Source organism: Pseudomonas sp. SB113 (assembly GCF_040754745.1).
Lineage (GTDB): Bacteria > Pseudomonadota > Gammaproteobacteria > Pseudomonadales > Pseudomonadaceae > Aquipseudomonas > Aquipseudomonas grimontii.
This window is the reverse complement of sequence record NZ_JBFMHW010000005.1, coordinates 108,192-131,793: the sequence shown is the minus strand read 5'-3', so window position 1 is coordinate 131,793 and position 23,602 is coordinate 108,192. Positions and strand designations below refer to the sequence as shown.

Annotated in this window: 17 protein-coding genes; 13 read left to right on the top strand and 4 right to left on the bottom strand. The window is 64.1% G+C overall.

What is annotated here, in order from left to right; all coding sequences use genetic code 11:
- Nucleotides 1-21: 21 nt before the first annotated feature.
- Nucleotides 22-1,041 carry a type VI secretion system protein TssA gene (tssA, locus tag AB1462_RS08790; RefSeq protein ID WP_367246588.1) on the bottom strand — a complete coding sequence of 340 codons (1,020 nt, stop codon included), beginning with the start codon at nucleotides 1,039-1,041 and terminating at the stop codon, nucleotides 22-24.
- A 394-nt stretch (nucleotides 1,042-1,435) separates the two neighbouring features.
- On the opposite strand from tssA, the gene tagH reads away from it, so the two are divergent.
- The 13 genes from tagH to AB1462_RS08725 all read left to right on the top strand — a co-directional run bounded on the left by tagH (nucleotide 1,436) and on the right by AB1462_RS08725 (nucleotide 18,934).
- On the top strand, nucleotides 1,436-2,755 hold the full coding sequence (gene tagH / locus AB1462_RS08785; RefSeq protein ID WP_367246587.1) for a type VI secretion system-associated FHA domain protein TagH: 1,320 nt from the start codon (nucleotides 1,436-1,438) through the stop codon (nucleotides 2,753-2,755).
- Nucleotides 2,756-2,806: 51 nt separating this feature from the next.
- Nucleotides 2,807-3,316, top strand: a complete 510-nt coding sequence (tssJ, locus tag AB1462_RS08780) for a type VI secretion system lipoprotein TssJ (protein ID WP_090401416.1) — start codon at nucleotides 2,807-2,809, stop codon at nucleotides 3,314-3,316.
- Between the two features lie 18 nt (nucleotides 3,317-3,334).
- Entirely contained in the window at nucleotides 3,335-4,669 is a 1,335-nt protein-coding gene (gene tssK / locus AB1462_RS08775) for a type VI secretion system baseplate subunit TssK (RefSeq protein ID WP_367246586.1), read from the top strand.
- A 6-nt stretch (nucleotides 4,670-4,675) separates the two neighbouring features.
- Nucleotides 4,676-5,965, top strand: a complete 1,290-nt coding sequence (locus AB1462_RS08770) for a DotU family type VI secretion system protein (RefSeq protein ID WP_090401418.1) — start codon at nucleotides 4,676-4,678, stop codon at nucleotides 5,963-5,965.
- The gene (gene tssM, locus AB1462_RS08765) at nucleotides 5,962-9,462 is read left to right on the top strand and encodes a type VI secretion system membrane subunit TssM (RefSeq protein WP_367246585.1); all 3,501 of its coding nucleotides are present in this window, start codon (nucleotides 5,962-5,964) and stop codon (nucleotides 9,460-9,462) included. The genes AB1462_RS08770 and tssM overlap by 4 nt, the downstream gene beginning before the upstream one ends.
- Nucleotides 9,459-10,112 (top strand): type VI secretion system-associated protein TagF, encoded by a 654-nt coding sequence (tagF, locus tag AB1462_RS08760; protein ID WP_367246584.1) that lies wholly within the window; start codon nucleotides 9,459-9,461, stop codon nucleotides 10,110-10,112. Before tssM ends, tagF begins: the two co-directional genes overlap by 4 nt.
- The gene (locus AB1462_RS08755; protein WP_090401421.1) at nucleotides 10,113-10,832 is read left to right on the top strand and encodes a PP2C family serine/threonine-protein phosphatase; all 720 of its coding nucleotides are present in this window, start codon (nucleotides 10,113-10,115) and stop codon (nucleotides 10,830-10,832) included.
- Nucleotides 10,829-13,828, top strand: coding sequence for a serine/threonine-protein kinase (locus AB1462_RS08750; RefSeq protein ID WP_367246583.1), 3,000 nt, complete (start codon nucleotides 10,829-10,831; stop codon nucleotides 13,826-13,828). The genes AB1462_RS08755 and AB1462_RS08750 overlap by 4 nt, the downstream gene beginning before the upstream one ends.
- Complete coding sequence (locus AB1462_RS08745) at nucleotides 13,828-14,532, top strand: ABC transporter ATP-binding protein (protein WP_315335378.1); 705 nt, start codon at nucleotides 13,828-13,830, stop codon at nucleotides 14,530-14,532. Before AB1462_RS08750 ends, AB1462_RS08745 begins: the two co-directional genes overlap by 1 nt.
- Nucleotides 14,532-15,716 carry an ABC transporter permease gene (locus tag AB1462_RS08740; RefSeq protein ID WP_315335377.1) on the top strand — a complete coding sequence of 395 codons (1,185 nt, stop codon included), beginning with the start codon at nucleotides 14,532-14,534 and terminating at the stop codon, nucleotides 15,714-15,716. Before AB1462_RS08745 ends, AB1462_RS08740 begins: the two co-directional genes overlap by 1 nt.
- Nucleotides 15,709-17,418 carry an SUMF1/EgtB/PvdO family nonheme iron enzyme gene (locus tag AB1462_RS08735; protein WP_090401425.1) on the top strand — a complete coding sequence of 570 codons (1,710 nt, stop codon included), beginning with the start codon at nucleotides 15,709-15,711 and terminating at the stop codon, nucleotides 17,416-17,418. The genes AB1462_RS08740 and AB1462_RS08735 overlap by 8 nt, the downstream gene beginning before the upstream one ends.
- An 84-nt stretch (nucleotides 17,419-17,502) precedes the next feature.
- Nucleotides 17,503-18,429, top strand: coding sequence for a type VI secretion system-associated lipoprotein TagQ (gene tagQ / locus AB1462_RS08730; RefSeq protein WP_090401426.1), 927 nt, complete (start codon nucleotides 17,503-17,505; stop codon nucleotides 18,427-18,429).
- Between the two features lie 124 nt (nucleotides 18,430-18,553).
- Nucleotides 18,554-18,934, top strand: coding sequence for a helicase (locus tag AB1462_RS08725; protein WP_065948786.1), 381 nt, complete (start codon nucleotides 18,554-18,556; stop codon nucleotides 18,932-18,934).
- Nucleotides 18,935-18,983: 49 nt separating this feature from the next.
- Here AB1462_RS08725 and AB1462_RS08720 read toward each other — a convergent pair whose 3' ends face one another.
- From AB1462_RS08720 to AB1462_RS08710, 3 genes are all read right to left on the bottom strand, one after another.
- On the bottom strand, nucleotides 18,984-20,384 hold the full coding sequence (locus AB1462_RS08720; protein WP_090401429.1) for an aminoacyl-tRNA deacylase and HDOD domain-containing protein: 1,401 nt from the start codon (nucleotides 20,382-20,384) through the stop codon (nucleotides 18,984-18,986).
- Between the two features lie 77 nt (nucleotides 20,385-20,461).
- Nucleotides 20,462-22,537, bottom strand: coding sequence for an ATP-dependent DNA helicase RecG (recG, locus tag AB1462_RS08715; RefSeq protein ID WP_090401430.1), 2,076 nt, complete (start codon nucleotides 22,535-22,537; stop codon nucleotides 20,462-20,464).
- 8 nt (nucleotides 22,538-22,545) lie between these two features.
- Nucleotides 22,546-23,466: a hydrogen peroxide-inducible genes activator gene (locus AB1462_RS08710; RefSeq protein WP_015886540.1), complete on the bottom strand. Its 921-nt coding sequence runs from the start codon at nucleotides 23,464-23,466 to the stop codon at nucleotides 22,546-22,548.
- Between the last annotated feature and the right edge of the window lie 136 nt (nucleotides 23,467-23,602).

The following is a 23,602-nucleotide window of genomic DNA, read 5'->3' as shown; positions in this document are numbered from 1 at the left end:
GTTACTGCACAGTCGGGCGGCTTACTCGCCGTCCGGGCCGCGCAGGTTTTCAAATTGGGACATGCCATCGGGAATCAGGTTACGCACGATGGCCGCGAAGTCGGCGTGCACCAGATGCTTGGCCCGGTTCAACAACACCGGCAGCGGGCTCGAAGGCTCGTGCCGGGTGTAGTACGCAAGGATCTTGTCGAGGCTGCGCAGCACGTCATCACGGTTGCTGATGTCGCCGGTGGGGCGAGGTGCGGCGGGGGCAGCGGCGAAGTCGACCGAGGGGGCATTGTCGTCACTGACGGCCTCGGGTTCGCTGCTGGTATCGCTATTCGGAACACACTGGCTGAGCACCTGCAGCGCTTGCTTGAGCGGTTGCTTCAACAGGCTGAGGTCCACGCCTTGGGCGGAGCCCACTTGGTCGCTGACTTGCTGTTCGATGGCTTCGCAGGCCGCGCGCGCAGCGCTCAAGGCGTCGCGGGTGGCTTGCAGTTGTTCGGGTTCGCTGTCGAGGAACGCGGCGTTGAGTTGCTGGGCACCGAGCTGTTCGTCGGGGAAACTCATCAGGCCGCTGGCATTCAACGCGGCGCGCAGGCTCACAGGGCCGAAGGTGCGCGAGCGCGTGAGGATGCTCTCGCGCAGCAGACGAATGGTCGCATCGCTGGTCAAGCCGGAGAGGGCGTTGATCCGTACGGTGGGGTCGTTATCGTCGTCGGCGTCCAGGCGCGGGTGCAGCTCGGCCCAGTATTCGCGCAGCAGCGCGTTGATCAGCGTAAGGACTTGCGCCAGCCCGGCCACACCCTGGAGGGCGAGGGAGCTTTGCAGCAGGAAATGGGTGATGCGCAGGTCTTTGCTGCGCTGCAGCAAATCGAGACTCTGCTGCTGGATGCCGCGCCATTCCGGCGGTTCGGCAGGCAGGATCGAGTCGCCCATGCTGCGCTCGGGTTGGCCCTTGGCATCACGCTCCAGCTGAAGAAAATCCGCGTCATATTCCATGTCTTCGCCACAGGGCGAAGTCGCAGAAACGGCGGTGAGCAGCAACGGCACATCCACTGAAATTGATCTCCCTATCGGCCCGTTAGATAGCGGGCAATGCATGCATTAGTTGCGCAAGGAACTTTGCATGTTTTCTTGGTCATATAAGTAAGATGCCACTAATGTGCCATCACTGGTATTCAAGAAGTTGTGCATTTTTGGTGTAGTACTTAGGCCTTGTCAAGGTAAGCTATTCGCCCTCTGTGACAGATGTGCGGTGCTTAACAACCTGCGCGACTGGTGGGTCGAACGACGTACCGGCATAGGATTTTTGTCATGGAGCCCAGTTAAGATCAGCGATCATGCTGGCATCAGCAGGTTTTGGACGGTCGATTGCACGACCAGATGGGGATCTCCCGGGAATCGCTGTCCCTGGGGTCGACTGCGCGCGAAGTATCAGCAAGGAGGCAAGATGTCGCTGTGTTTGACTATCACTAGTTATCACAAGATTACCCCCGGGCAATGCTCGGAAAAGTCCATGAACCAGGGCTCGATGGCTATCGGCCGTAGCTCGGATAATGACTGGGTATTGCCTGATCCTGAGCGGTTGGTGTCTTCGCAACACTGCGTTATTCAATATAAAGATGGCCGTTATTATTTAACTGATAACAGTACAAACGGTGTGGAATTAGTTAACGCCGGAATCCGTTTGCGCAGGGGTAATAGCGAGCTGTTGCAAGATGGCGAGCTGATCCGCATCGGCGATTACGAGATCCAGGCGCGTATCGACTTCAACGTGCAGCCCATCGACAGCCAGCCCTTCGCCGGTGATTCGCCGAACAGCTTTGAAGCCTTGATGGGCGCCGTGGTGAGCAAGCCCGCGCCAACGCCGGTGATCGCCCCGCAGTTCCAGGGCGCCTCGTCGATGGACACGCTGCCGGACCTGTTCGACTTCCTCAGCCCCACCGCCGTGCCGCCGCCCACTGTGGCCGACCACGTCCCCAGCGAACAACACGACTTCCGCCCGCCGACCCCGGTGCCTGTGCCCGTGATCGAGACGCCCGTGGCCTCGGGCTCGGTGATCCCCGAAGACTGGGACCTGTTTGGCGACACGCCGGCGCCCCTTGCCAGTGCACCGCCACCCGCACCGATCATCCAGCCGACACCCGTGGTCGAGCCAGCGCTCCCCGTGGCAGACAGTCAACAACCCGACCTCTTGCAAGCCTTCCTGCGCGGTGCCGGCCTGGACCAGCTGCGACTGGACAAAGCCCAGGCCGAGGCGCAAATGGAAAACATCGGCCGCAGCTATCGCCTGATGGTCGAAGGCCTGATCGACGTGTTGCGTGCCCGCGCCAGCCTCAAGGGTGAGTTCCGCATGCAGCAGACGATGATCCAGCCTGCCGAAAACAATCCGTTGAAATTCGCACCGAATGCCGACGAAGCATTACTGCTGCTGCTTCGCCACGGCAACCAAGCGTTTATGGCGCCGGACATTGCCGTGCGCGACAGTTTTGATGACCTGCGCGCCCACCAGCTGGCGGTGATGGCCGGCGTGGAAGCGGCGATCAAGCACCTGCTCACGCGCTTTGAACCGGCACAACTGGAAGAGCGCATGGGCAAGCCCGGCGGGCTGTCGAACCTGTTCGCGGGCTCGCGCCAGGCCCAGTACTGGCAGCAGTTCACCGAGCTCTACAGCAATATTTCCCGCGAGGCCCAGGAAGATTTCCAGGACCTGTTCGGCCGCGAATTCAGCCGGGCCTACGAAGAACACAGCGCACGACAGCGTCGTTGACACGCAACACATGGATTAACGGATAGATAAGTACGTCATTGAGGACGCAGGATGATTCCCAGATTTCTACTCGCAGTCGCCACCGCACTGCTGCTGACCGCGTGTGCCAAGGACGCGGTCAAACCCGAAACAGCCGCTGAGGCTGAAGCGGACACCGCCGCCGTCGAGTTGCATTTCCACGCCATTGCCGGGCTTAACCCCGGCGCCAACGGCCAGGCCGCCCCGGTGCGGGTGCGCATTTTCGAACTGAAGAACGCCGCCACCTTCGCCCGTTCCGACTACTTCGCCCTGGCCGACCGTGCGCAATCGACCCTCGGCCTGGACCTGCTGGACCAGGACGAAGTCATGGTGCAACCCGGCCAGCAACTGAGCATCCAGCGCGACCTCGACCCCTCCACGCGCCAGATCGGCTTGCTGGTGGGTTATCGCGAGTTGGACCGCGCGCAATGGCGCACGGTGATCAACGTGCCGGCGCGCCAATACACCGAATACCAGATCAGCCTCGATGTGCGTGCCGTGCGCGCTGACGTCGTGGTCACCCCATCCAGCCCTGCCCAATAAGAAGCAATCGGAGCCCCCATGTCCTGGAACAATCGCGTGGTCTGGTCGGAAGGCATGTTCATCGGAACGCAGCACTTCCAGCAGCATGACCGTTACCTGGAAAACCTGATCGACGCCCGCAGTCGCCCGTTGTCCGCCGGCGCCTGGGGGTTTTCCGAGTTGCTGATCGACCAGGGCCTGTTGGCCCAGGGCAAGCTGGCCATCGTCTCGGCGCGCGGCCTGTTGCCCGACGGTACGCCGTTCAATATCCCCCAGGATGACCTGGCGCCCAGCCCGCTGAACATCGACGACAACCTGCGCGATGGCCTGGTCTACCTGGCCTTGCCCCTCAAACGTGCGGGTGCCCGCGACACCGTGGATGAAGGCGAAGCCCTGGAAGCCGCGCGTTACGTGAGCCAGGTGCGCGAAGTGCGCGATGACAACGCCCCGTTCGAAAACCGCGCGCCGGTGGCCGTGGGGGCCCGGGCCCTGCGCTTGCTGACCGCCCAGGATGGCATCAGCGACTATGCCGCCGTGGGCCTGGTGCGCATCAAGGAAAAGCGCGCCGACCGTGCGCTGGTCCTCGACGACAGCTACATCCCGCCAGTCCTCGATGTGGCCGCCAGCAAACCGTTGAGCGCGTTTCGCAGTGAACTGCTCGGCCTGTTGCACCAGCGCGGCGAAGCCCTGGCCGGCCGCGTGGTTGCCTCGGGTGCGGGGGGCGCGTCGGAGATCGCCGACTTCATGCTGCTGCAACTGGTCAACCGCGCCCAGCCGCTGATCCAGCATTTCAGCCAGTTGAGCCCGCTGCACCCGGAGCGCTTCTTCAGCGAACTGGTCAGCCTGGCCGGTGAGTTCTCGACTTTCTCCACCTCTGGCCGTCGCCCCCAGGAATACCCGCAATATCAGCACGACGACCTGGCCCTGAGTTTCGCTCCAGTGATGGCTGCGTTGCGTGAGGCGCTGTCGATGCTGATCGACAGCAAGGCCACGCCGATTCCCATTGTGGAAAAAGCCTATGGCATCCACGTGGCGATGCTGGCGGACAAGACCCTGCTCGACAATGCCAGTTTCATTCTGGTGGTACGCGCCGACGTGCCCGGCGAAACCCTGCGCGGGCGCTTCGGCCAGCAGAGCAAGGTGGGCGCGGTGGAGCACATCCGCGACATGGTCAACCTGCAACTGCCGGGTATCGGCCTGGTACCGTTGCCGGTGGCGCCGCGCCAATTGCCGTACCACGCAGGCTCGACCTACTACGAGCTGGATCGGGGCAGCGAGCACTGGCAACAGTTGAGCAATTCCGGTGGTTTTGCCTTCCACATCGCCGGGCAGTTCCCGGGCTTGAACCTGGCCTTCTGGGCGATCCGAGGATAATCCGCGATGCATCCCAATGATGACGACCGCACCCAGTTCATGCCGCGCCCGGGTGGCCGTGCGCCGGAACCCGCACGTGCCGAACCGGCCCCGCTGTCGATGCCGGCCGCGCCGATCCTCACCGGCAAAAGCCAGGGCCTGAACCCGCTGGAAAGTGCCGCCGGCCCGCTGCTGGCGCTGCTGACGCGCCTGCGCAAGACCATCGCGCACCCGGCGCCGGCCAGCCTGCGCGCGCAGTTGCTGGCCTACCTGCGCCAGTTCGAAGAGCGCGCCGAAGCCGCTGGCGTGGCACGCAACGAAGTGCTGCTGGCGCGTTACGCACTGTGCACCGCCCTCGATGAGGCGGTGTTGAGCACGCCGTGGGGCAGCACCAGCGATTGGGGCAAGCAGAGCTTGTTGATCACCGTGCACAACGAAGCCTGGGGGGGCGAAAAAGTCTTCCAGTTGCTTGACCACTGCCTGCAAAGCCCACGTGAGCGCCTGTACCTGCTGGAGCTGTTGTACCTGTGCATGTGCCTGGGTTTCGAAGGCCGCTACCGCGTGATGAACGACGGTCGCAGCCAATTGGAAGCCTTGCGTGAGCGCACGGCGGCGGCGATTCGCAGTGCTCGCGGTGACCACGAGCGCGAGCTGTCGCCGCATTGGCGTGGCGTCACCGTGGCGCGTGATCGGCTGGCGCAGTTCATGCCGCCGTGGATCGCCGTGGCGATTGGCCTGGCGCTGCTGCTGGCGTTGTTGTTCACCTTGCGCATGCTCCTGGCGTCGCAGGCGGAGCCGGTGTTCAAAAATATCCATGCACTGGGCGAGATCCCGGTGCAGGCCATCGACCGTCCCGTGGCGCAGCCCAAAGTGATCGAGCGTCCGCGTCTGGCCGGCTTCCTGGCGGAAGACATCAAGGCCGGTCGCGTCGCGGTGGAAGACAAGGTCGACCGCTCTGTCGTCACCATTCGAGGCGATGAGCTGTTTGCGTCCGCCAGCTCCAGCATCGTCGATGACTACCAGCCGCTGATGCTGCGCATCGCCGACGCCATCCGCAAGGTCAAGGGCCAGGTGCGCGTCACCGGGCACAGTGACAACCGCCCGATTGCCACGCTGAGGTTCCCATCCAACTGGGCCTTGTCCGAAGCGCGGGCCAAGTCGGTGTTGGAGATCCTCGCGGCCAAGACCGGCCAGGCCGATCGCTTCAGTGCCGAGGGCAGGAGTGACACCGAGCCGTTGGCGACCAACACGACTGCCGAAGGCCGTGCCCGCAATCGTCGGGTTGAAATCACCGTATTGGCGGAGGGCGTCGAGTGAAGGCGTTTTTCAGTTTCATGATTCGCTGGGTGATCCCCGTGCTGGGCCTGATTGCCCTGAGCCTGATCATCTGGTTTGTGGGGCCGTTGCTCGATGTGCTGGTGCCGGAAGGCCGGCGCTGGGCGCTGATCATCCTGGTGTTCGCGGTGTGGATCGCTTACCGCGTGTTCCGCATTATCCAGGCGCGGCGCCAGGCGGCCGAAGTGATGCGCAGCCTGGCTGCCGAAACCCCGGCCGACCCCAACAGCGTGGCCACCGCCGAAGAGCTCACCACCCTGCGCCAGCGCATGGACGAAGCCCTGGCGCTGCTGAAAAAGGCCAAGCTCGGTGGCGACGAACGCCGCAACCTCTACGAGCTGCCGTGGTACGTGATCATCGGCCCGCCGGGTTCGGGCAAGACCACGGCGCTGGTCAACTCCGGGCTGCACTTTCCGTTGGCGGCCCAGTTGGGCGCCGGTGCGGTGCGCGGCGTCGGCGGTACGCGCAACTGCGACTGGTGGTTTACCGACCAGGCCGTACTGCTCGACACCGCCGGCCGCTATACCACCCAGGACAGCAACTCGACGGTGGATAAGGCTGCGTGGCTGGGCTTTCTCGACCTGCTGAAAAAGCAGCGCTCGCGCCGCCCGATCGATGGCGCCTTTATCGCCATCAGCCTGTCGGATCTGCTGCTGGGCACCGATGCCGAACGCGCGGCCCACGCGGCGGCGATCCGCCTGCGTATCCAGGAGCTGTACACCCAGTTGGGCGTGCGCTTCCCGATCTACCTGATGCTGACCAAGCTCGACCTGGTGCCGGGCTTCATGGAGTTCTTCGACAACCTGAGCAAGGAAGAACGCGCCCAGGTGTGGGGCATGACCTTTGCCCTCGATGACGGCAAGAACAGCGACAGCCCGCTGGCGCACCTGCAAAGCGAATTCGCCGGTCTGGAGCAGCGCCTCAACGAGCGTCTGGTGGAGCGCCTGCAACAGGAGCGCGACCCGGCGCGGCGCGACCTGATCTACGGCTTCCCGCAGCAGTTCGGCGCATTGAAGGATTGCCTGCAAAGCTTCCTCGAAGGCGTGTTCAAACCCAATGCCTTTGAAGAGCGCGTGTTGCTGCGCGGCGTGTACTTCACCAGTGGCACCCAGGAAGGCAGTCCGATTGACCGCCTGATCGGCGCCATGGCCCAGAGCATGAACCTGGACCGCCAGCACCTGGCGCGCCAAAGCGGCACCGGGCGCAGTTACTTCATCGAAAAACTCTTCACCGCCGTGGCTTTTGCCGAGCGTGGACTGGTGGGTGTGAACCCGAAAGTCGAACGCCGGCGCAAGTGGATCGCACGCGGTGTACTCGCGGCCACCGTGGCCTTGGTGATCGTGGTCAGCAGCCTGTGGTGGGTGAGCTATCGCGCCAACCAGGCGTATATCGCCCAGGTCGACCAGAAGGTCGCGCCGCTGGGCCAGACCGTACAGAACCTGAGCCCGGCGCAGCGTGAAGTGCTCGCGGTGCTGCCGCTGCTCAATGCGGTGAAGAACCTCGCGGGTGATTCGCCGAGCTGGTCCGAGGGCCTGGGGCTGTATCAGGGCGATATGCTCGAAGCCGAGTCCGCCAGCGTCTATCGCAAGCTGTTGATCGCTGTGTTTGCGCCGCGCCTGGTGACGCGCATCGAGGAGCAACTGCACGGTGGCGGCAACTCCGACTTCCTCTACGAAGGCCTCAAGGCCTACCTGATGCTCGCCGACAGCGAGCATTACGACCCGGACTTCATCAAGGCCTGGATCGCCCTCGACTGGGACCGCAACCTGCCACGGGACCTGCCGGCCGATCAGCGCCAGGCGTTGAGCGGGCACTTGCAGGCGTTGTTCGAACGCCATCCGCCGAGTGCGCGCCTTGACCCACGCTTGATCGATGATCTGCGTCGCCAGCTGCAACAACTGCCGGTGGCCCAGCGCGTCTACGACCGGGTCAAACGCCAGAAACTGCCCGAAGGCATCCCGGACTTCCGTATCAACGAAGCCGCTGGCCGTGATGCCGCGCTGGTGTTCAGCCGTAAAAGCGGCAAGCCGTTGGGCGAGCCGTTGAGTGGTTTTTTCACCGCCAAGGGCTATCGCCAGGCGTTTTTGCTGAGCAGCTTGAACCAGACCGGCACTCTGGCTGAAGAGCAGTGGGTGTTGGGTCATGAGCAGGCCGATCAGCAGAACGTGGTCAGCCTCGCCGCCGACGTGCGTCGCCTGTATTTCCAGGACTACCAGCGCCAGTGGGATGCGTTGCTCGCCGACATCGACTTTGTGCCGATCACCAGCGTGGCCCAGGCGGCCGACGTGCTGCGGGTGATTTCCGGCCCGAGTTCGCCGCTGAAAAAGCTGCTGGTGGCAGTGGCCAAGGAAACCGATCTGCAAGCTGAAGAGCGCCAATTGGCCGCCAAAGGCGTGCCGGTGGAAGGTGGCGTCGACAAGCTCAAGGAGCGTCTCGGCAGCCTGCTCGGCCAGGAGCAACCGACGGCCAATGCCCCGGCTGCGGCGGATGATCCGGTGACCGCGCACTTTGCCGAACTCAACAGCATCGTCAGCAAGAACGAAGGCGAACCGGCAGCCATTGACGGCCTGTTGTCGGACATGAACGCGCTGTATGTGCAGGTCAGCGCCATGGTCGGTGCCAGCGGCGATGCCTTGCTTGGCGAGGCGAAGAACCAGGCGGCGGCTGCGGCCACGCGGGTCAGCCTGAATGCCGAGCGCCAGCCGCCGCTGGTGCAGGGCATGGTCAAGTCGGTGGTCAACTCCACCACCAACAGCATGATGGGCGGGGTGCGTAACCAACTGAACGCGGCGTGGGTCAGCGAAGTGGTCAATGTGTACCGCCAGTCCCTGGCCGGCCGTTACCCGATGTCGCCGGGCAGTGCGCGGGATGCGACCCTGGATGATTTCGGTCAGTTCTTCGGCGTGGGCGGGGTGATGGACAACTACTTCCGCAAATACCTGCAGCCGTATGTGGACACGTCGGCACAGACCTGGCGCTGGCAGCCGGGTGCGGCGCAGAAGCTCGGGATTGCGCCGGGCGTGCTGCAAACCTTCCAGCGGGCCGCAACGATCCGTGATGCGTTTTTCCGCTCCGGGGGCACTCAGCCGATCGTGCGTTTCGAACTCAAGCCGGTGTCGATGGACCCGACGATCACCCAGTTCCTGCTCGACCTCGACGGCCAGCAATTGAGCTACGACCATGGCCCAAGCCGCCCGGTGGCGATGCAATGGCCGAACCCCGGCAGCATTGGCGTGGTGCGTATCTCGATCATGCCGCCGTCGGCCAGTGGCCGCTCGGGCGTGACCCTGGACGGGCCGTGGGCCTGGTTCCGCTTGCTGGAACAGTCGGATCTCACCGCCGGTAACTCGCCGGACCGCTTCAACCTGCGCCTGCGGGTCGACGGTGCGAGCATCGCCTACGAGTTGCGCGCCAACAGCGCCTTCAACCCGTTCAAGAGCCGCGTGCTCAGCGGCTTCAGCCTGCCGGAGCGGCTATGACGACGCTGGGCTTCTACGGCAAGTTGGCGAGCCGCGGTGACTTCGTCAGCCGCGCCTTGCCCCAGAGCTTTATCGGCCCGTGGGACAGCTGGCTGGCGGCGGGTTTGCTTGCCAGCCAGAACAGCCTGGGCGCCGGCTGGCTCAATGCGTACCTGGTCAGCCCTCTGTGGCGCTTTGTGCTGGCGCCCGGCGTGTGTGGGCCGGACGCGGCGGCGGGCGTGGTGATGCCGAGCATTGACCGGGTCGGGCGCTATTTCCCGCTGGCGGTGGTCACCTTGCTTGATCACGACATCAACCCCGCGTCTCTGGTGGGCGGGCCGGACAGTTGGTTCGAGCGGGCTGAAGAGCTGTTGCTCAGTACCCTGGATGCCGGCGCCACGTTCGAACGCTTCAACGCTGGCCTCGACGACCTGGGCTTGCCGGCGACAGAGCCGCGCGCGGTCGACAGCCGTTTCGCCGGTCTGCAACGCGTGGCGGCCAGCGTGCCTCATCAGCGCATGACCGCGCTCGCCGAACAGGCCTGCGACGGGGCGAGCCTGTGGTGGGGACGTGGTTCACAGACGATTTCCCCTGGTTTATTGCGGTGTCAGGGCCTGCCTGCCGCTGGCGATTTTGCGCAGTTTTTGCTCGGACAAGAAGGTGTGGTGTAGATGGGGTCGACGTACAAATCCGCGAGCAAAAGCCATGTGGGCATGGTCCGCCAGGTCAACGAAGACGCGTGCCTGGACCTGCCGGAAAATCGCCTGTGGGTGGTGGCCGACGGCATGGGCGGGCATGCGGCGGGGGATTACGTCAGCAGCCTGATCGTCGACAGCCTGCGCAGCGTGCCGATGGGGCGCTCCCTCGACGAGTACTCGGCGGCCTTGCGCAATGACCTGATCCGCATCAACGCCGCCGTGCGTGAAGAAACCGCCAACCGTGGCGTGACCATGATGGGCAGCACGGTGGTGGTGCTCGCTGCACGCGGCTTGCGCGGTGTGTGCCTGTGGGCTGGCGACAGTCGCCTGTACCGCCTGCGCGACGGCGTGCTCGAAGGCATCTCGCGCGACCACAGCTACGTGCAGGACCTGCAAGACAGCGGCCTGCTCAGCGAAGCCGATGCCCGCGTGCACCCGCGTGCCAATATCGTCACCCGCGCCATTGGCGTGGAGGCCCAGTTGGAGCTGGCAGTGGTCGACCTGCTGATCGCCCCCGGCGACAGCTACCTGCTGTGCAGCGATGGCCTGAACAAAACCGTCGAAGACCATGAAATCCGCGAAGTGCTCAGCCACAACGCGCCGGACGAAATCGTGCGCAGCCTGGTGCACCTGGGGCTCAACCGCGGCGCGCCGGACAACATCACCGCCATCGTCGTGAAGGTATCGGCATGAACATTGTGATTCCGGGCTACGACATCGAAGGCGAGATCGGCGAAGGCGCCATGGCCAGCGTGTACCTGGCGACCCAGCGCTCCCTGGAGCGCAAGGTGGCGTTGAAGGTGATGGCGGCGGCGCTGGCGGCCGACCCGAGTTTCTGCGAGCGCTTCCTGCGCGAGGGCAAGACCCTGGCGCGGCTGTCGCACCCGCACACGGTGACCATCCATGACATCGGCAATGTCGGTGAGCTGTATTACATGGCCATGGAATACCTGCCCAACGGCACGCTCAAGGAGCGCATCGCCGCCGGCCTGACGCCGGAGCAGGGCCTCACGCTGATCCGTCAGATCGCCTCGGCGCTGGGCTATGCCCATGCCCAGGGGCTGGTGCACCGCGACGTCAAACCGGCAAACATCCTGTTCCGTGCCGATGGCACGGCGGTGCTGTCGGACTTCGGTATCGCCAAGTCCCTGGACGACCGCACCCAGTTCACCCAGGCCGGTTTTGCCGTGGGCACGCCGAGCTACATGAGCCCGGAGCAGGCGCGGGGCCAGGAGATTGATGGCCGTGCCGACCTGTATGCGTTGGGCGTGGTGCTGTATGAAATCCTCGTCGGCAAGCTGCCGTATAACGGCAGCGATGCGCTGTCCACGGCGCTGGCGCATCTGACCGAACCCTTGCCGGAATTGCCGGTGCACCATGGCCGTTATCAGGGCGTGCTGCGCAAGCTGTTGGCCAAGGACCCGGCGGAGCGTTTCCCGGATGCGGCGGCGCTGCTGCAGGCGCTGGATAACCTGCCGACGGACTCGCCGGAGGCCACGCTGGTGCGGCCGTTGCCGATTCCGCTGAGTTTTGATCTGGCGGGCATGACGCCGGTCACGATCGACATCCCGACCGATAAACCCCAGCCGCAACCGGTGCGCCAACCGGTGGTGACGCCGCCCCGGCATAACGCCGTGTCCGAGCAGCGGCGTGGGCCGGTGTTGGCACTGGCCGCCGTAGCCGTGGCCGTCGCATTGGCCATTGGTGGCGGCAGCTACTGGTGGTTGAGCGGCAGTGATGAACCGGCCAAGCCGCCGGCTGCCGTCGTGCCTCAGGCCAAGCCACCTGCGGCGGTAGTTGAAGTGCCCCAGGCAACGCCTCCTGAGGCGGACGGCGGCCAACGTCCATTGTTGATGGCCGGTAAGAAGACCCTGTTCCAGCGCGTCCTCAGCAAGCCCGGCGCCAAGCTGTCGAATGACGCCGGCAGCGCGCCGGGCAAGGCCCTGCCGGCGTTCTCCGTGCTTTATGTGTACCAGCGCAAAGACGTCGACGGCAGCCCGTGGGTGCGCGTCGGTGCCGCCACCGACGGTCGCAGTGACGGCTGGTTGCCGGCTGCCCAGGTCAGCGACTGGAAGCAGAGCCTCGTGCTCAAATTCACCGAACGCTCTGGCCGGGCGCCGGTGATGTTCCTGCGCCAATCCGCTGAAGTGGAAAAACTGCTGGCTGACCCTGTCGCCGCCAAAGGTGTGCTGGCCAAGGCGCAGAAGAACCGCGAAGACAACGGCCAGGTGCTGGCCCTGGAGCCGTCCGCCAGCGCGGTGCCGCAGAACCAGTTCTACCTGCTGCCGATTTTCGACGCCAAGGAGAGCTTCGACGAAAACGGCCAGCCGGTGCAGTTGCTTAACATCGCCTCCATCGACCCAGGCAGTAACGCGGCGGCCAAGCCCGCGACGCCGGTGATCAACGCGAATGCCGACGCCTTCCGCACGGCGGTGGTGCTGGTGGTCGACACCACCGTATCGATGCAGCCCTATATCGACCAGATTCGCGATGTAGTGCACGAGCTGCAAACCCGTATCGCCGAGCGTGGCGAGTTGGACAGTGTCAGCTTCGGCATGGTCGGTTTCCGTAGCAGCATCAAGAAAACCCCTGGCCTGGAATACGTGGCCAAGACCCTGATCAGCCTCGACCAGGGCCGCGACCCGCAACGCTTCCTCGACATGGCGCGCCAGGTGAAGGCGTCTACCGTGTCCAGCCACTCCTTCAACGAAGATGCGTTTGCCGGGGTGATGCAGGCCGTGGACGGCATGGACTGGTCCGGCTATGGCGGGCGTATCATCCTGCTGGTCACCGACGCCGGTGCCTTGCGCAAGAACGACCCGTTTGCCGCCACCCAGATGAACGAAGCCGAAGTGCGCCAGGCCGCGTTGGGCAAGCAGATCAAGATCTACGCGCTGCACCTGCGCACCGACGCCGGCAAGAAAACCCACGCCGGCGCCGAGAGCCAATACCGCATCCTTACGGCCGACGCCAACCCGCAGATCGGCGACCTGTACACAGCGGTTCCGGGTGGCGATGTACGCAAGCTGGGCGAGCGCGTCGACGAGATCGGCAGCGTGTTCGCCAACCTCGTGCATCAGGTGCGCAGCAACACTCCGCAACCGGTGCCGTTGTTGAGTGCCGCGCCGAGCCTGGCGGACAAATCCGCAGCGGTCGGTTATGCGATGCACATGGATTTCCTCGGTCGCAAGGGCGCGAGCCAGGCGCCGCAGCTGGTCAGCGCCTGGACCGCCGACCGCGACCTGACCAACCCCGCGCTGCCGGCGTTCCAGGTGTGCGTGATGCTGACCAAATTGCAGCTCAACGACCTGCAACAGTCGCTGAAACTGATCGTCGATGCGGCGCGCAAGACCCAGACCTCGCCCAAGGATTTCTTCCAGGAAATCGCCAGCGCCTCGGCCTACATGAGCCGCGACCCGCAGGCCCTGCGCAAGGGCGGCAACCTGGCCGACGGCGGCATTCTCGGCGAATACCTGGAAGGCCTGCCGTACCGCAGCAAGTCGCTGAACATGACCCAGGACCTGTGGTTGTCGTTGAGCGTGGCCGAGCAGGAAGACTTTATCGACGAGCTGGATTCGAAAATCCGCCTCTACGAAACCTTCCACAATGACGTGGCCAACTGGGTCCGTTTCGGCGATGCCGAACCGGGCGATGCGTTGTACCGCGTGCCGTTGTCGACACTGCCGTAATGCTGAACCTGAGCGCAGTGCACAAGAGCCGGGGTGTCGGCAGCCAGCGTTACAGCCTGGTGATCCCGGCGCTGCACCTGCGTGCCGGGGAGCAGTTGGCGATTGTCGGGCCGAGCGGGTGCGGCAAGAGCACTTTGCTGGATCTGTTGGCGCTGGTACTGGCGCCGGATCAGGTGGGTCGGTTCGAATTCAACCGGCAGGACATTGGCGGACTGTGGCGCGCCGATCAGCAATCCAGCCTGGCTGCGCTGCGCAGCCAGTACTTGGGCTATGTGCTGCAAACCGGTGGGCTGCTGGGCTTTCTGGATGTGCGCAGCAATATCGCGCTGTCCCGGCAACTGCTGGGCTTGAGGGATGATGGCAGCGTGACGCGCCTGGCTGAACAGCTGGAGATCAGCGACCAGTTGGCCAAGAAGCCGGCCGCGTTGTCGGTGGGCCAGCGCCAACGTGTGAGCTGCGCCCGCGCCCTGGCCCATGCACCGCAACTGGTGCTGGCCGATGAGCCGACCGCGTCCCTTGACCCGCTGAATGCCGAGCGCGTGATGCAGGCCCTGCTGGCCCAGGCCCTCGAGCACCGCGCCGCCTGTGTGATCGCCACCCATGACGAACCCCTGGCCCGTGCCAGTGGCTTGCAGGTGCGGCGCATCAGCTGTCGGCGCGACACCGACGGCGGCGTCACCGCGACCCTCGGGGAGGCGTGCTGATGCGCATCCCCCTGGTGGCGTCCCTGGCCTGGCAGGATTACCGCAACGATGCCTGGCTGTCGGCCTGTTCGGTGTTGGCGCTGGTGGCGGTGATCGCGCCGTTGCTGGTGTTATTCGGCCTGAAATTTGGACTGGTTAGCAGTTTGACCGAACGTTTGGAGACCGATCCGGCCACCCGTGAAATTATTCCGTTGGGCGGTGGTCGATTCAGCAGCGCATTTGTCGAACAGCTCGGCCAGCGCAGCGATGTGGCGTTCGCCTTACCGCGCACGCGGCAGATTGCGGCGACGGCGCAGGTGGGCACGCTGACCCTGGAAATGTTGCCGACGGCGGCGGGTGACCCGTTGCTCAACGGCCTGCCGATGCCCAAGGGTCTGGACCAGATCGTGCTGAGCCACACCGCTGCCGAGAAGCTTGCGGCGCGGCCGGGGGATTGGCTGGAGACCAGCTTTGCGCGGCAAGTGGCCGGACGCGTGGAAGCCCAGCGCACGCGCTTGCAGGTACTGGCGGTGCTGCCGCTGGAAGCCTTCGCTCGGGATGGGTTGTTTGCCGATTTGAGATTGCTGGAAGCGGCGGAAGATTACCGCGATGGCCGTGCGGTGCCGGCGTTGGGTTGGGCGGGTGATGAGGTCGCTGTGAGCGACCAGCGGGTGTATCCGGCGTTTCGCTTGTATGCGCGCAGCCTCAGCGATGTGGAGCCGTTGCGGGTGTTTTTCGCCGGGCAGACTCTGTTGGTATCGACTCAGGCCCAGACCATCGCGCAGGTGCAGTCGCTGAGCCGCAACCTGTCGATTGTGTTCTGGATCATCGCCGGGCTGGCCTTGGCGGGCGCGTTTGCGGCGATCTTCGCCGGGGCGTTGGCGGCTGTGGCGCGCAAGCGTCGAGAGTTGTCGGTGTTGCGCCTGTTGGGGTTTTCCACCGGCGCGCTGTTGCTGTTTGTGGTGCTGCAAGCGCTGTACAGCGCAGGGTTTGCCGCCTTGCTCAGTGCCGGGCTGTATGGCCTGGCCGAAGCGGGTTTGAATAAATTATTCGTGCAGGTGCCGGGCGAACACGCCAGCCACCTGCTGGCGCGTCACTATGGCCTGGCCCTGGTTGCAGTCCTTGGCGTCAGCGCCGTGGCGGCCGCCTGTGGTGGTTGGCGAGTGGCGCGTATCCAGGCTTCTGAAGGAATCAGAGATGTATAAGTTACTGGGCGCCGTTGTGGCGCTGAGCCTGGCCTCGATGGCCTGGGCTGATGAGGCAAGTGACAAGCTCGACAACCCCAAGCCGTTGCCCGATGACGTCAGCCTGCCGCTGCCGTGCGAAGGCAATATGGTGTTCCGCTACGCCTACGTGTTGGCCCAAGGGACTCTGGATGACCGCGAGATCAGCCTCGGCTACCCCTTCGCCGAAGGCGAGGCGGGTTATCAGCAGTCGTTTATTTCCGGCTATCGCCGCGACTTTATCAACGGCCAGTTCACCCTCAAGGACTTGCCGAAAGATTGGAACAAAGTCATCGCGCCCTTGATGCCGAAGACCGACGCCAAGACCCCGCTCAAGCCCATGCTGTACTTCATCGGCAAGTACGAAGTGACCGCACGCCAGTACGCCCAGGTGATGGCCCAGGCGCAGTCGCTGGCCAGTGGCGAACCGGCGCCGGCGTGCGATGCACCCACCGGCATGGCCGGGCGTTTGCCCAAGGTGAAGCTGTCGCGCTTCGAGGCTGAGCGCTTTTCGGCGGTGTACAGCGCCTGGCTGATGAAATACCACCGCGACTTGCTGCCGGTGAGTGGTCGCGGTTCGTCGGCAGAAGACGGTGGCCTGGGTTTTGTACGCCTGCCCACCGAAGTGGAATGGGAGTTCGCCGCGCGTGGGGGCCAGGCGGTGAGCCGTCAGGACCTCGAAGGGCGCCTGTTTCCACGCCGTGTCGAAGGCAGCGATAGCGACGGCCCGCTGGGTGATTACGCGGTGTTCAACCAAGTCGCAGGCGGCACCGGCCAGGCCGCGCGCCTGATGCCTATCGGCACTAAGTTGCCGAACCCGATCGGCATGTTCGACGTGATCGGCAACGCCGCGGAAATGGTCCAGGAATCCTTCCAACTGGTGCATGCCGGCCGCCGCCAGGGCACTTACGGCGGCTTTGTGGTCAAGGGTGGCAACTACCTGGAAGGCGAGGGCACGCTGTTTACCGGCATGCGCCGCGAATACCCGCTGTTCGCCGCCGACGGCACCGAGCAAAGCAATGAGACCACCGGTTTCCGCGTGGCGATTGGTGCGTTGTCGGCACCGCGCTCGCGTTACAAGGAGCTGTTTGCGCAGTGGCAGAAAGAGGGCCGCCTGGCCTCGCTGACCGACGCCATCGACGACGCCCAGGACCCGACCAAGCGCCTGGACAGCATCATCGCCGCCAGCGTCGACCCCAAGCTGCAGGCTGAGTTGGGGCTGGTCAATGAAGAGCTCAAGCGCAATGTCTCGCTGATCGCCCAGCAACGCGAAGAGGCGGCGGGCAACCTGATTCAGTCGGCCGCGTTGGTGGCCGAGACCATCAGCAACTACAACATCCGCCTGGCCAACCTGCAGAAGAGTCGCCAACAGGCCCTGGACAATAAGGACGAGGCCAGCGCAACGCTATTTGCCACGGCCATCGAGAACGGGCGCAGCGCCCTCGATGGCGCGGTGGCGATCTATATCGACAACCTGGCCACTGGCACGCGTTATACCGATGCGGTGATCCAGGCACAGTTTCAACGTATCAAGGAAGAGTTGGATCGCAAGCCAGTGCTCGGCAAAAGCCTGGTGACGCGCGCAACACTGTTCGTTCGCCATGTTGGCAACTACCGCAAACAACAGCGGGCCGACCCGGCGACGATCTTGAAGGAATTGCTCGCAGCGAGCGGTCAGCGCTGATCGCTGGCTGTATGGCGAGCTTGGAAGGGACTCAGGCGGCAGTGGCCGTGCTGGGCAAGTCAAACTTAGAAGAGAACACTACTTATGCTTTTTTCCCGTAAGGCGGTTTCCAAGCGTCACTTGCTGCTGATTGCCGCTGGCTTCAGCACCGTGTTGACAGGCTGCGCCACGTCGCCGGCTTCCAAGGTCGCGTCCAGCACCAAGGTCGAGTACTACCCCAACTGCTACGAGCCAGTGCAGCACTTGCGCGCCACCGACTCGAACATGACCAAGTCGGTTGTCACCGGTGCAGCCATCGGCGCGGCCGGCGGTGCATTGCTGGGCGCCCTGACCGGCGACAAGGAAAAGCGTGGCCGTAACGCCGCCATTGGCGCAGCGGGCGGGGCCCTGGCCGGCGGCGCAGCGGGTTACTACACCGAGCGTCAGAAGCAGATCGCCGATGACAACCAGCGCATTGCCTCGTATGCGGCTGACGTGAACAAAAGCGCCTCTGACATCGACCGCAGCACCGCGTACGCCAGGGCGTCCCAGCAGTGCTACCAGAGCGCATTCACCAAGTTGGTGACTGATCGCAAAGCCAAGACCGTCAACGACACCGAAGGCCGCAAGCGCCTGGCGGAAATCGTCTCGGGCCTGAAGGAATCCAATGACCTGATCGTTGCGGTCAACGGCAAAGCCGCCGAAGACCTGAACAACTACACCCAGGCCTACGAGAAAGACCTGCAGCAGGTTGGCGTACAGCGTGCCGACGTGGTCACCGTGGCCAAGGCCGACACTACACCCGTTGTGACGCCAGGCAAGAAAAAAGGTACAGGCAGCAAACCGCCGAAAAAGCCGCCTCTTCCAACCGTACCAACAGAAGCGGTGAGCACCGAGAAAACTTTCCAGACCGCCCAGACCAAGCAAGATGAAAGCAAGAAGGTCGCCAGCGCCGGTAAAGCGCAGATCGAAGGCACTTGCCGCGATCCAAACCTGGCCGACTGGGCACCGGTGCCTTGCCCTAACGTTTAAGTAACATGCTGCTATAAGCGTCAAACGCCAGCCGATCTTCCGCTAATGCGCAAGATCGGTAGCGTTCTTTTTGCAATTCGTTAAACTGCTGCGGCCACTCAATAATTACACCGAGGCCGTGTGCATGAAATTTCGTCTTCTCCTGTGGGTGCTGGGCCTGATGATGGGCAAAGCCAGCCGCACCAATCCTGCCTTCCAGCAACAGCTGGGTGACAAAGACCTCGCTTTCCAGTTGCAGACCCTCGACGGCAAGGTTGCCCGTCACTTCATCGTCAAAGACCAACGCATCACCAGCCGCTCGGGTGTCCACCCGGCGCCGGCGTTTGCCATCGCGTTCAAGGATGCCGCCTACGGCTTCGCCACGATGCAGGCGAAGAACAAGCAATTGGCGTTCATGACGGGGATTCAGGACAAGTCGATCCAGATCAAGGGCAACCCGGCGCTGGTGATCTGGTTCCAGGGGTTGACCAAGTATTTGGGGCGTAAGCGCAGCTCCAAGCGATGAGCCACAAGCTGCAAGCTTGAAGCTGACTACTTGAAGCTTGCAGCTGCTGTTAAGCCTGGCTGAACTGCGACGCCAGCTCACGCAACAGCACCTCGGCATCCAGCACCTTGGCCACTACTTCTTCAGCCTTGTCACGGCTCAAGCCCAAACGCTCAAGCAGTTCGTCCGGGATGGTCTCATCCGGCCCGGAGCCAATCCCTCGGCTGCGCAACAGGCGCACGGCCAGGCACACCAGGTTCGGGTACTCGGCGTATTGCCCATCGTAGGTCGGGTCGTGCTGGAAACGCAGGGCAGTGGACAGTTCGTCCGGCATGTCCCAGTAGCGCATCAGCCAGGCGCCGATCTGCTCGCGGCTGATGCCCAGCAAGTGTTGCTCCACATAGCTGTGGCACAGGTGTGGGTTGACCTCCAGGTGGCGGCAGATCAGCGAGAAGTGCGGCGGGAATACATGGGCCAGCAACAGGTAACCGAAGTTGTGCAGCAGGCCGGCCAGGTAGGTCAGGCCGGCTTCCGGGCGCTGGGCGCGGGGCATGGCGCGGGTCAGGCCTTCGATCACGGCGGCGGTGTAGATGGACTGGTGCCAGTACGGCGTGGCCTGGTGCGGGTGGTCCTTGGGCAGGCTCAAGGTCTTGCCCAGGGCCAGGCCCAGTGCGAGGTTGATCACCAGGTCAAAACCCAGCACGCGCACGATGGCATCTTCCACCGAGCGGATCTTGCCCGGCGATGCGTAGTACGGCGAGGCGGCCCAGCTCACCACTTGGGCGGCGAGGGCCGGGTCGGTCTCGACCACGCCGGTGATGTCGTCGATGGTAGCGTTGGGGTCGACGCGCAGCTTGATGATCTTCTGTGCGGTGTCGGCCAGCGGTGGAATCTCGATAGTCGCTTCCAGGCGTTGCTGGATGCGACGGGCGGTGAATGCCTGCATCGCCTGGGTGATTTCCTCACGGTCATCATTGGGGCGGTCGAGGTTCGGGCGGATGTTGCTCAGTGGCTCACCGAACTGGGCGGCGCTGGCCTTGGTGAGCATGGTCTTGAACGCGTCGCTCGCGATCTCCAGCAGCAGCCCGGCTTCACCCGAATGCACCAGCAGGCTCGACTCGTTGAGCAGGCTGCCTTCGTACAGGCACGGCGAACTGGTGAGGGCCGGCAGGCCCGGCAGCAGGCTCAGGTCGTGCTTGCCCAGCATGCGCGCGACGCGATCCGGCGACACGGCCGTAAGGCGGCGACCCGTGAGTTCAGTGAGGCGGTTGAGGTCCAGCAGTTGGCTCTGCGGAAACAACACCATCAGGGCGCCCACCGCGTCTTCCAGCAATACCGCCTGGACTTTTTGCGCAGGATTCAGGCCCGGATGTTCGGTGACTTCCGTGTAGCTGATGGCGAGTTTTGCGAGCAAAGCCCGAATGACCGGCGGAGCGGTCAGTGGGGCTGTGGCGAGGGCAACTTCTGACATGGCCTGATCCAATTTCCTACATTCACCGAAGTATAACCAGCTTGATACAACTGTAGGTCGGATAAGTGAGTCAGGTGTCACACTTGGCCGTATTGCTGCCCATGACGCAGCCAGCGGTCCAGCAGCGGGCTGACGTGATCCGGCCAGCGCTCCAGCAGCGCTTGCGCTGCATCGCGCACCGCAGGCAACAGGTCGGCGTCGCGCATCAGGTCGGCGACCTTGAATTGCAGCAGGCCGGTCTGGCGGGTGCCGAGCATTTCGCCGGGGCCGCGCAGTTCGAGGTCTTTTTCGGCGATGACAAAACCGTCGTTGGTTTCGCGCATGATCCCCAGGCGCTGGCGACCGATCTGCGACAGCGGCGGGTGGTAGAGCAGCACGCAGTGGCTGGCGGCGCTGCCCCGGCCGACGCGGCCGCGTAGTTGGTGCAATTGCGCCAGGCCCAGGCGCTCGGGGTTCTCGATGATCATCAGGCTGGCGTTGGGCACGTCCACGCCCACTTCAATCACGGTGGTAGCGACCAGCAGTTGCAGGTTGCCGGCCTTGAATTCGGCCATCACCGCCGCCTTTTCCGCGGGCTTCATGCGCCCGTGGATCAGCCCGACCTTGAGTTCGCCCAAGGCGCTGGTGAGGTCTTCATAGGTGGTCTCGGCGGCCTGGCAGGTCAGTTCCTCGGACTCTTCGATCAGCGTGCACACCCAGTACGCCTGGCGGCCTTCGGCGCAGGCGCCGCGCACACGCTCGATCACTTCGACGCGGCGCGTATCGGTGACCAGCACGGTGTTGACCGGTGTGCGGCCGGGGGGCAGTTCGTCGAGGATCGAGGTGTCGAGGTCGGCGTAGGCACTCATGGCCAGGGTGCGCGGGATCGGGGTGGCGGTCATGATCAGTTGGTGCGGGTTCATGCGCCCGCCCACGCCTTTCTGGCGCAGGGCCAGGCGCTGCTGCACGCCGAAGCGGTGCTGTTCGTCGATGATCACCAGGGCCAGGTTCTTGAACTGGACTTCGTCCTGGAACAGCGCATGGGTGCCCACCACCATCGGTGCGCCGCCAGCGATCTGCTCCAGCGCCGCTGCACGCGTCTTGCCCTTGAGCTTGCCGGCCAGCCACGCGACTTCCAGGCCCAGGGGCTCAAGCCAGCGCTTGAACGTGATGAAGTGCTGCTCGGCAAGGATCTCGGTGGGCGCCATCAGCGCCACCTGGTAACCGGCTTCCAGGGCTTGCAGGGCGGCGAGGGCGGCGACCACGGTCTTGCCCGCGCCTACGTCGCCCTGGATCAGGCGCAGCATCGGCTCGTGCTGGCTGAGGTCGTAGGCGATTTCATTGCCCACGCGCTGCTGGGCTCCCGTCGGCGCAAAGCCGAGGTTGGCCAGGTATTGCGCAGGCAGGCGCGTAGCCTTGGGCATGGCGGGCGCACGCAGGGAGCGCATGCTTTCGCGCAGGCGTTGCTGGGACAACTGGTGAGTCAACAGCTCTTCGAACGCCAGGCGGTGCTGGGCCCAGTGATGACCGAGGGCCAGTTCGTCGACATCGGCATCCGCGGGTGGGTGATGCAGGTAGCGAATTGCATCGGCCAGCGGCGCCAGTTGATAGTCGCGGGCCAGTTCCAGGGGCAGCCAGTCGGGCAGGCTCTGCGGACCGAGCATGCCCAGGGTCTGCATGCACAATTGGCGCAGGCGTTGTTGGGTCAGGCCTTCGGTGAGCGGGTAGATCGGTGTCAGGGTGGTGTCCACTGGGGGCGGTTCGTCGCCGGTAATGGCGCGGTACTCCGGGTGGTAGATCTCCAGGCCCGAGGCGCCGGGGCGGGCTTCGCCGTAGCAGCGCACGCGGGTGCCACGCTTGAGGCCTTCCTTTTGTGCATTGCTGAAATGGTAGAAGCGCAGGCTCAGGCCACCGGTGCCGTCCTGCAGGCGCACCACCAGGCTGCGGCGCTTGCCCATCACCACGTCGGCGCCGCTGACGGTGCCTTCGACCACCGCATCCTGCCCAGGACGCAGTTGGCCGATGGGCACCACGCGGGTGCGATCCTGATAGCGCAAGGGCAGGTGAAACAGCACGTCCTGGAGGTTTTCCAGACCGACCTTGGCCAGCTTCTCGGCCATGGCCTCACCGACACCCTTGAGTGCCGTCACCGACACCTGCGACAGCTCCGTCATACGTTTACTTAGCTCGCAGCAGGCGGCTTGGCCACCGAACACAGGCGGATCGAGTCGGCGAGGATCTCAATCGCTTTGGGCCGTGGGAAGCTGGCGCGCCAGGCGATCGCCACGGTGCGAAACGGCACCGGTGGCGTGAGTGGACGCACTTCGATCACGCCGGGGGCGTAGTGATGGCTGTCCACTGCCGACAGCGGCAGGATCGAGATGCCCAGGCCAGAGGCGACCATATGGCGGATGGTTTCCAGGGAGCTGGATTCCACGGTGGTGTGCTTGGCGCCGTCGTTGCCTTTGGTCAGGGTGGGGCAGGCTTCCAGCACCTGGTCGCGGAAGCAGTGGCCTTCGCCGAGCAGCAGCAGGCTCTTGTCGTTGAGCAGGCCGGCGTCGATGGTGTCTTTTTGCGTCCACGGATGGGAGGCGGGCATCAGCACGTAGAACGGCTCGTCGTAGAGCGGCAGGGTCAACACATCCGCTTCGTTGAATGGCAGGGCGATGATGATCGCGTCCAGCTCGCCGTTGCGCAGTTTGTCGCGCAGCACGTGGGTGAAGTTTTCTTCGATATACAGCGGCATCTGCGGTGCGACGCGGTGCAGCTGCGGGATCAGGTGCGGGAACAGGTACGGGCCGACGGTATAGATGGCGCCGACTTTCAGCGGTGCGGTCAGCTGGTTCTTGCCGGCCTGGGCCAGTTCGCGAATGCTTTGCGCTTGTTCCAGCACCTTCTGGGCCTGGGCAACGATGCCTTCGCCCACCGGGGTGAGACGCACGGCGCTCTTGCTGCGCTCGAAAATCAGCACACCGAGTTCGTCTTCAAGCTTTTTCACGCCCACCGACAGCGTCGGCTGGCTGACATGGCAACGCTCGGCCGCGTGGCCAAAGTGTTGCTCTTGGGCGAGGGTAACGATGTAGCGTAATTCTGTAAGAGTCATAGCGGGCGTCCATGAGGTTGCGGGCCAAGCATACCGGCTGCAATCGATAGACGCACGTTATCAGAACTTTGCTGGGGATTGAGGGGGGAATGCGCGGGATTTTGCTGAGAGTGGCGAGGGGTGTCCCTCGCCACTT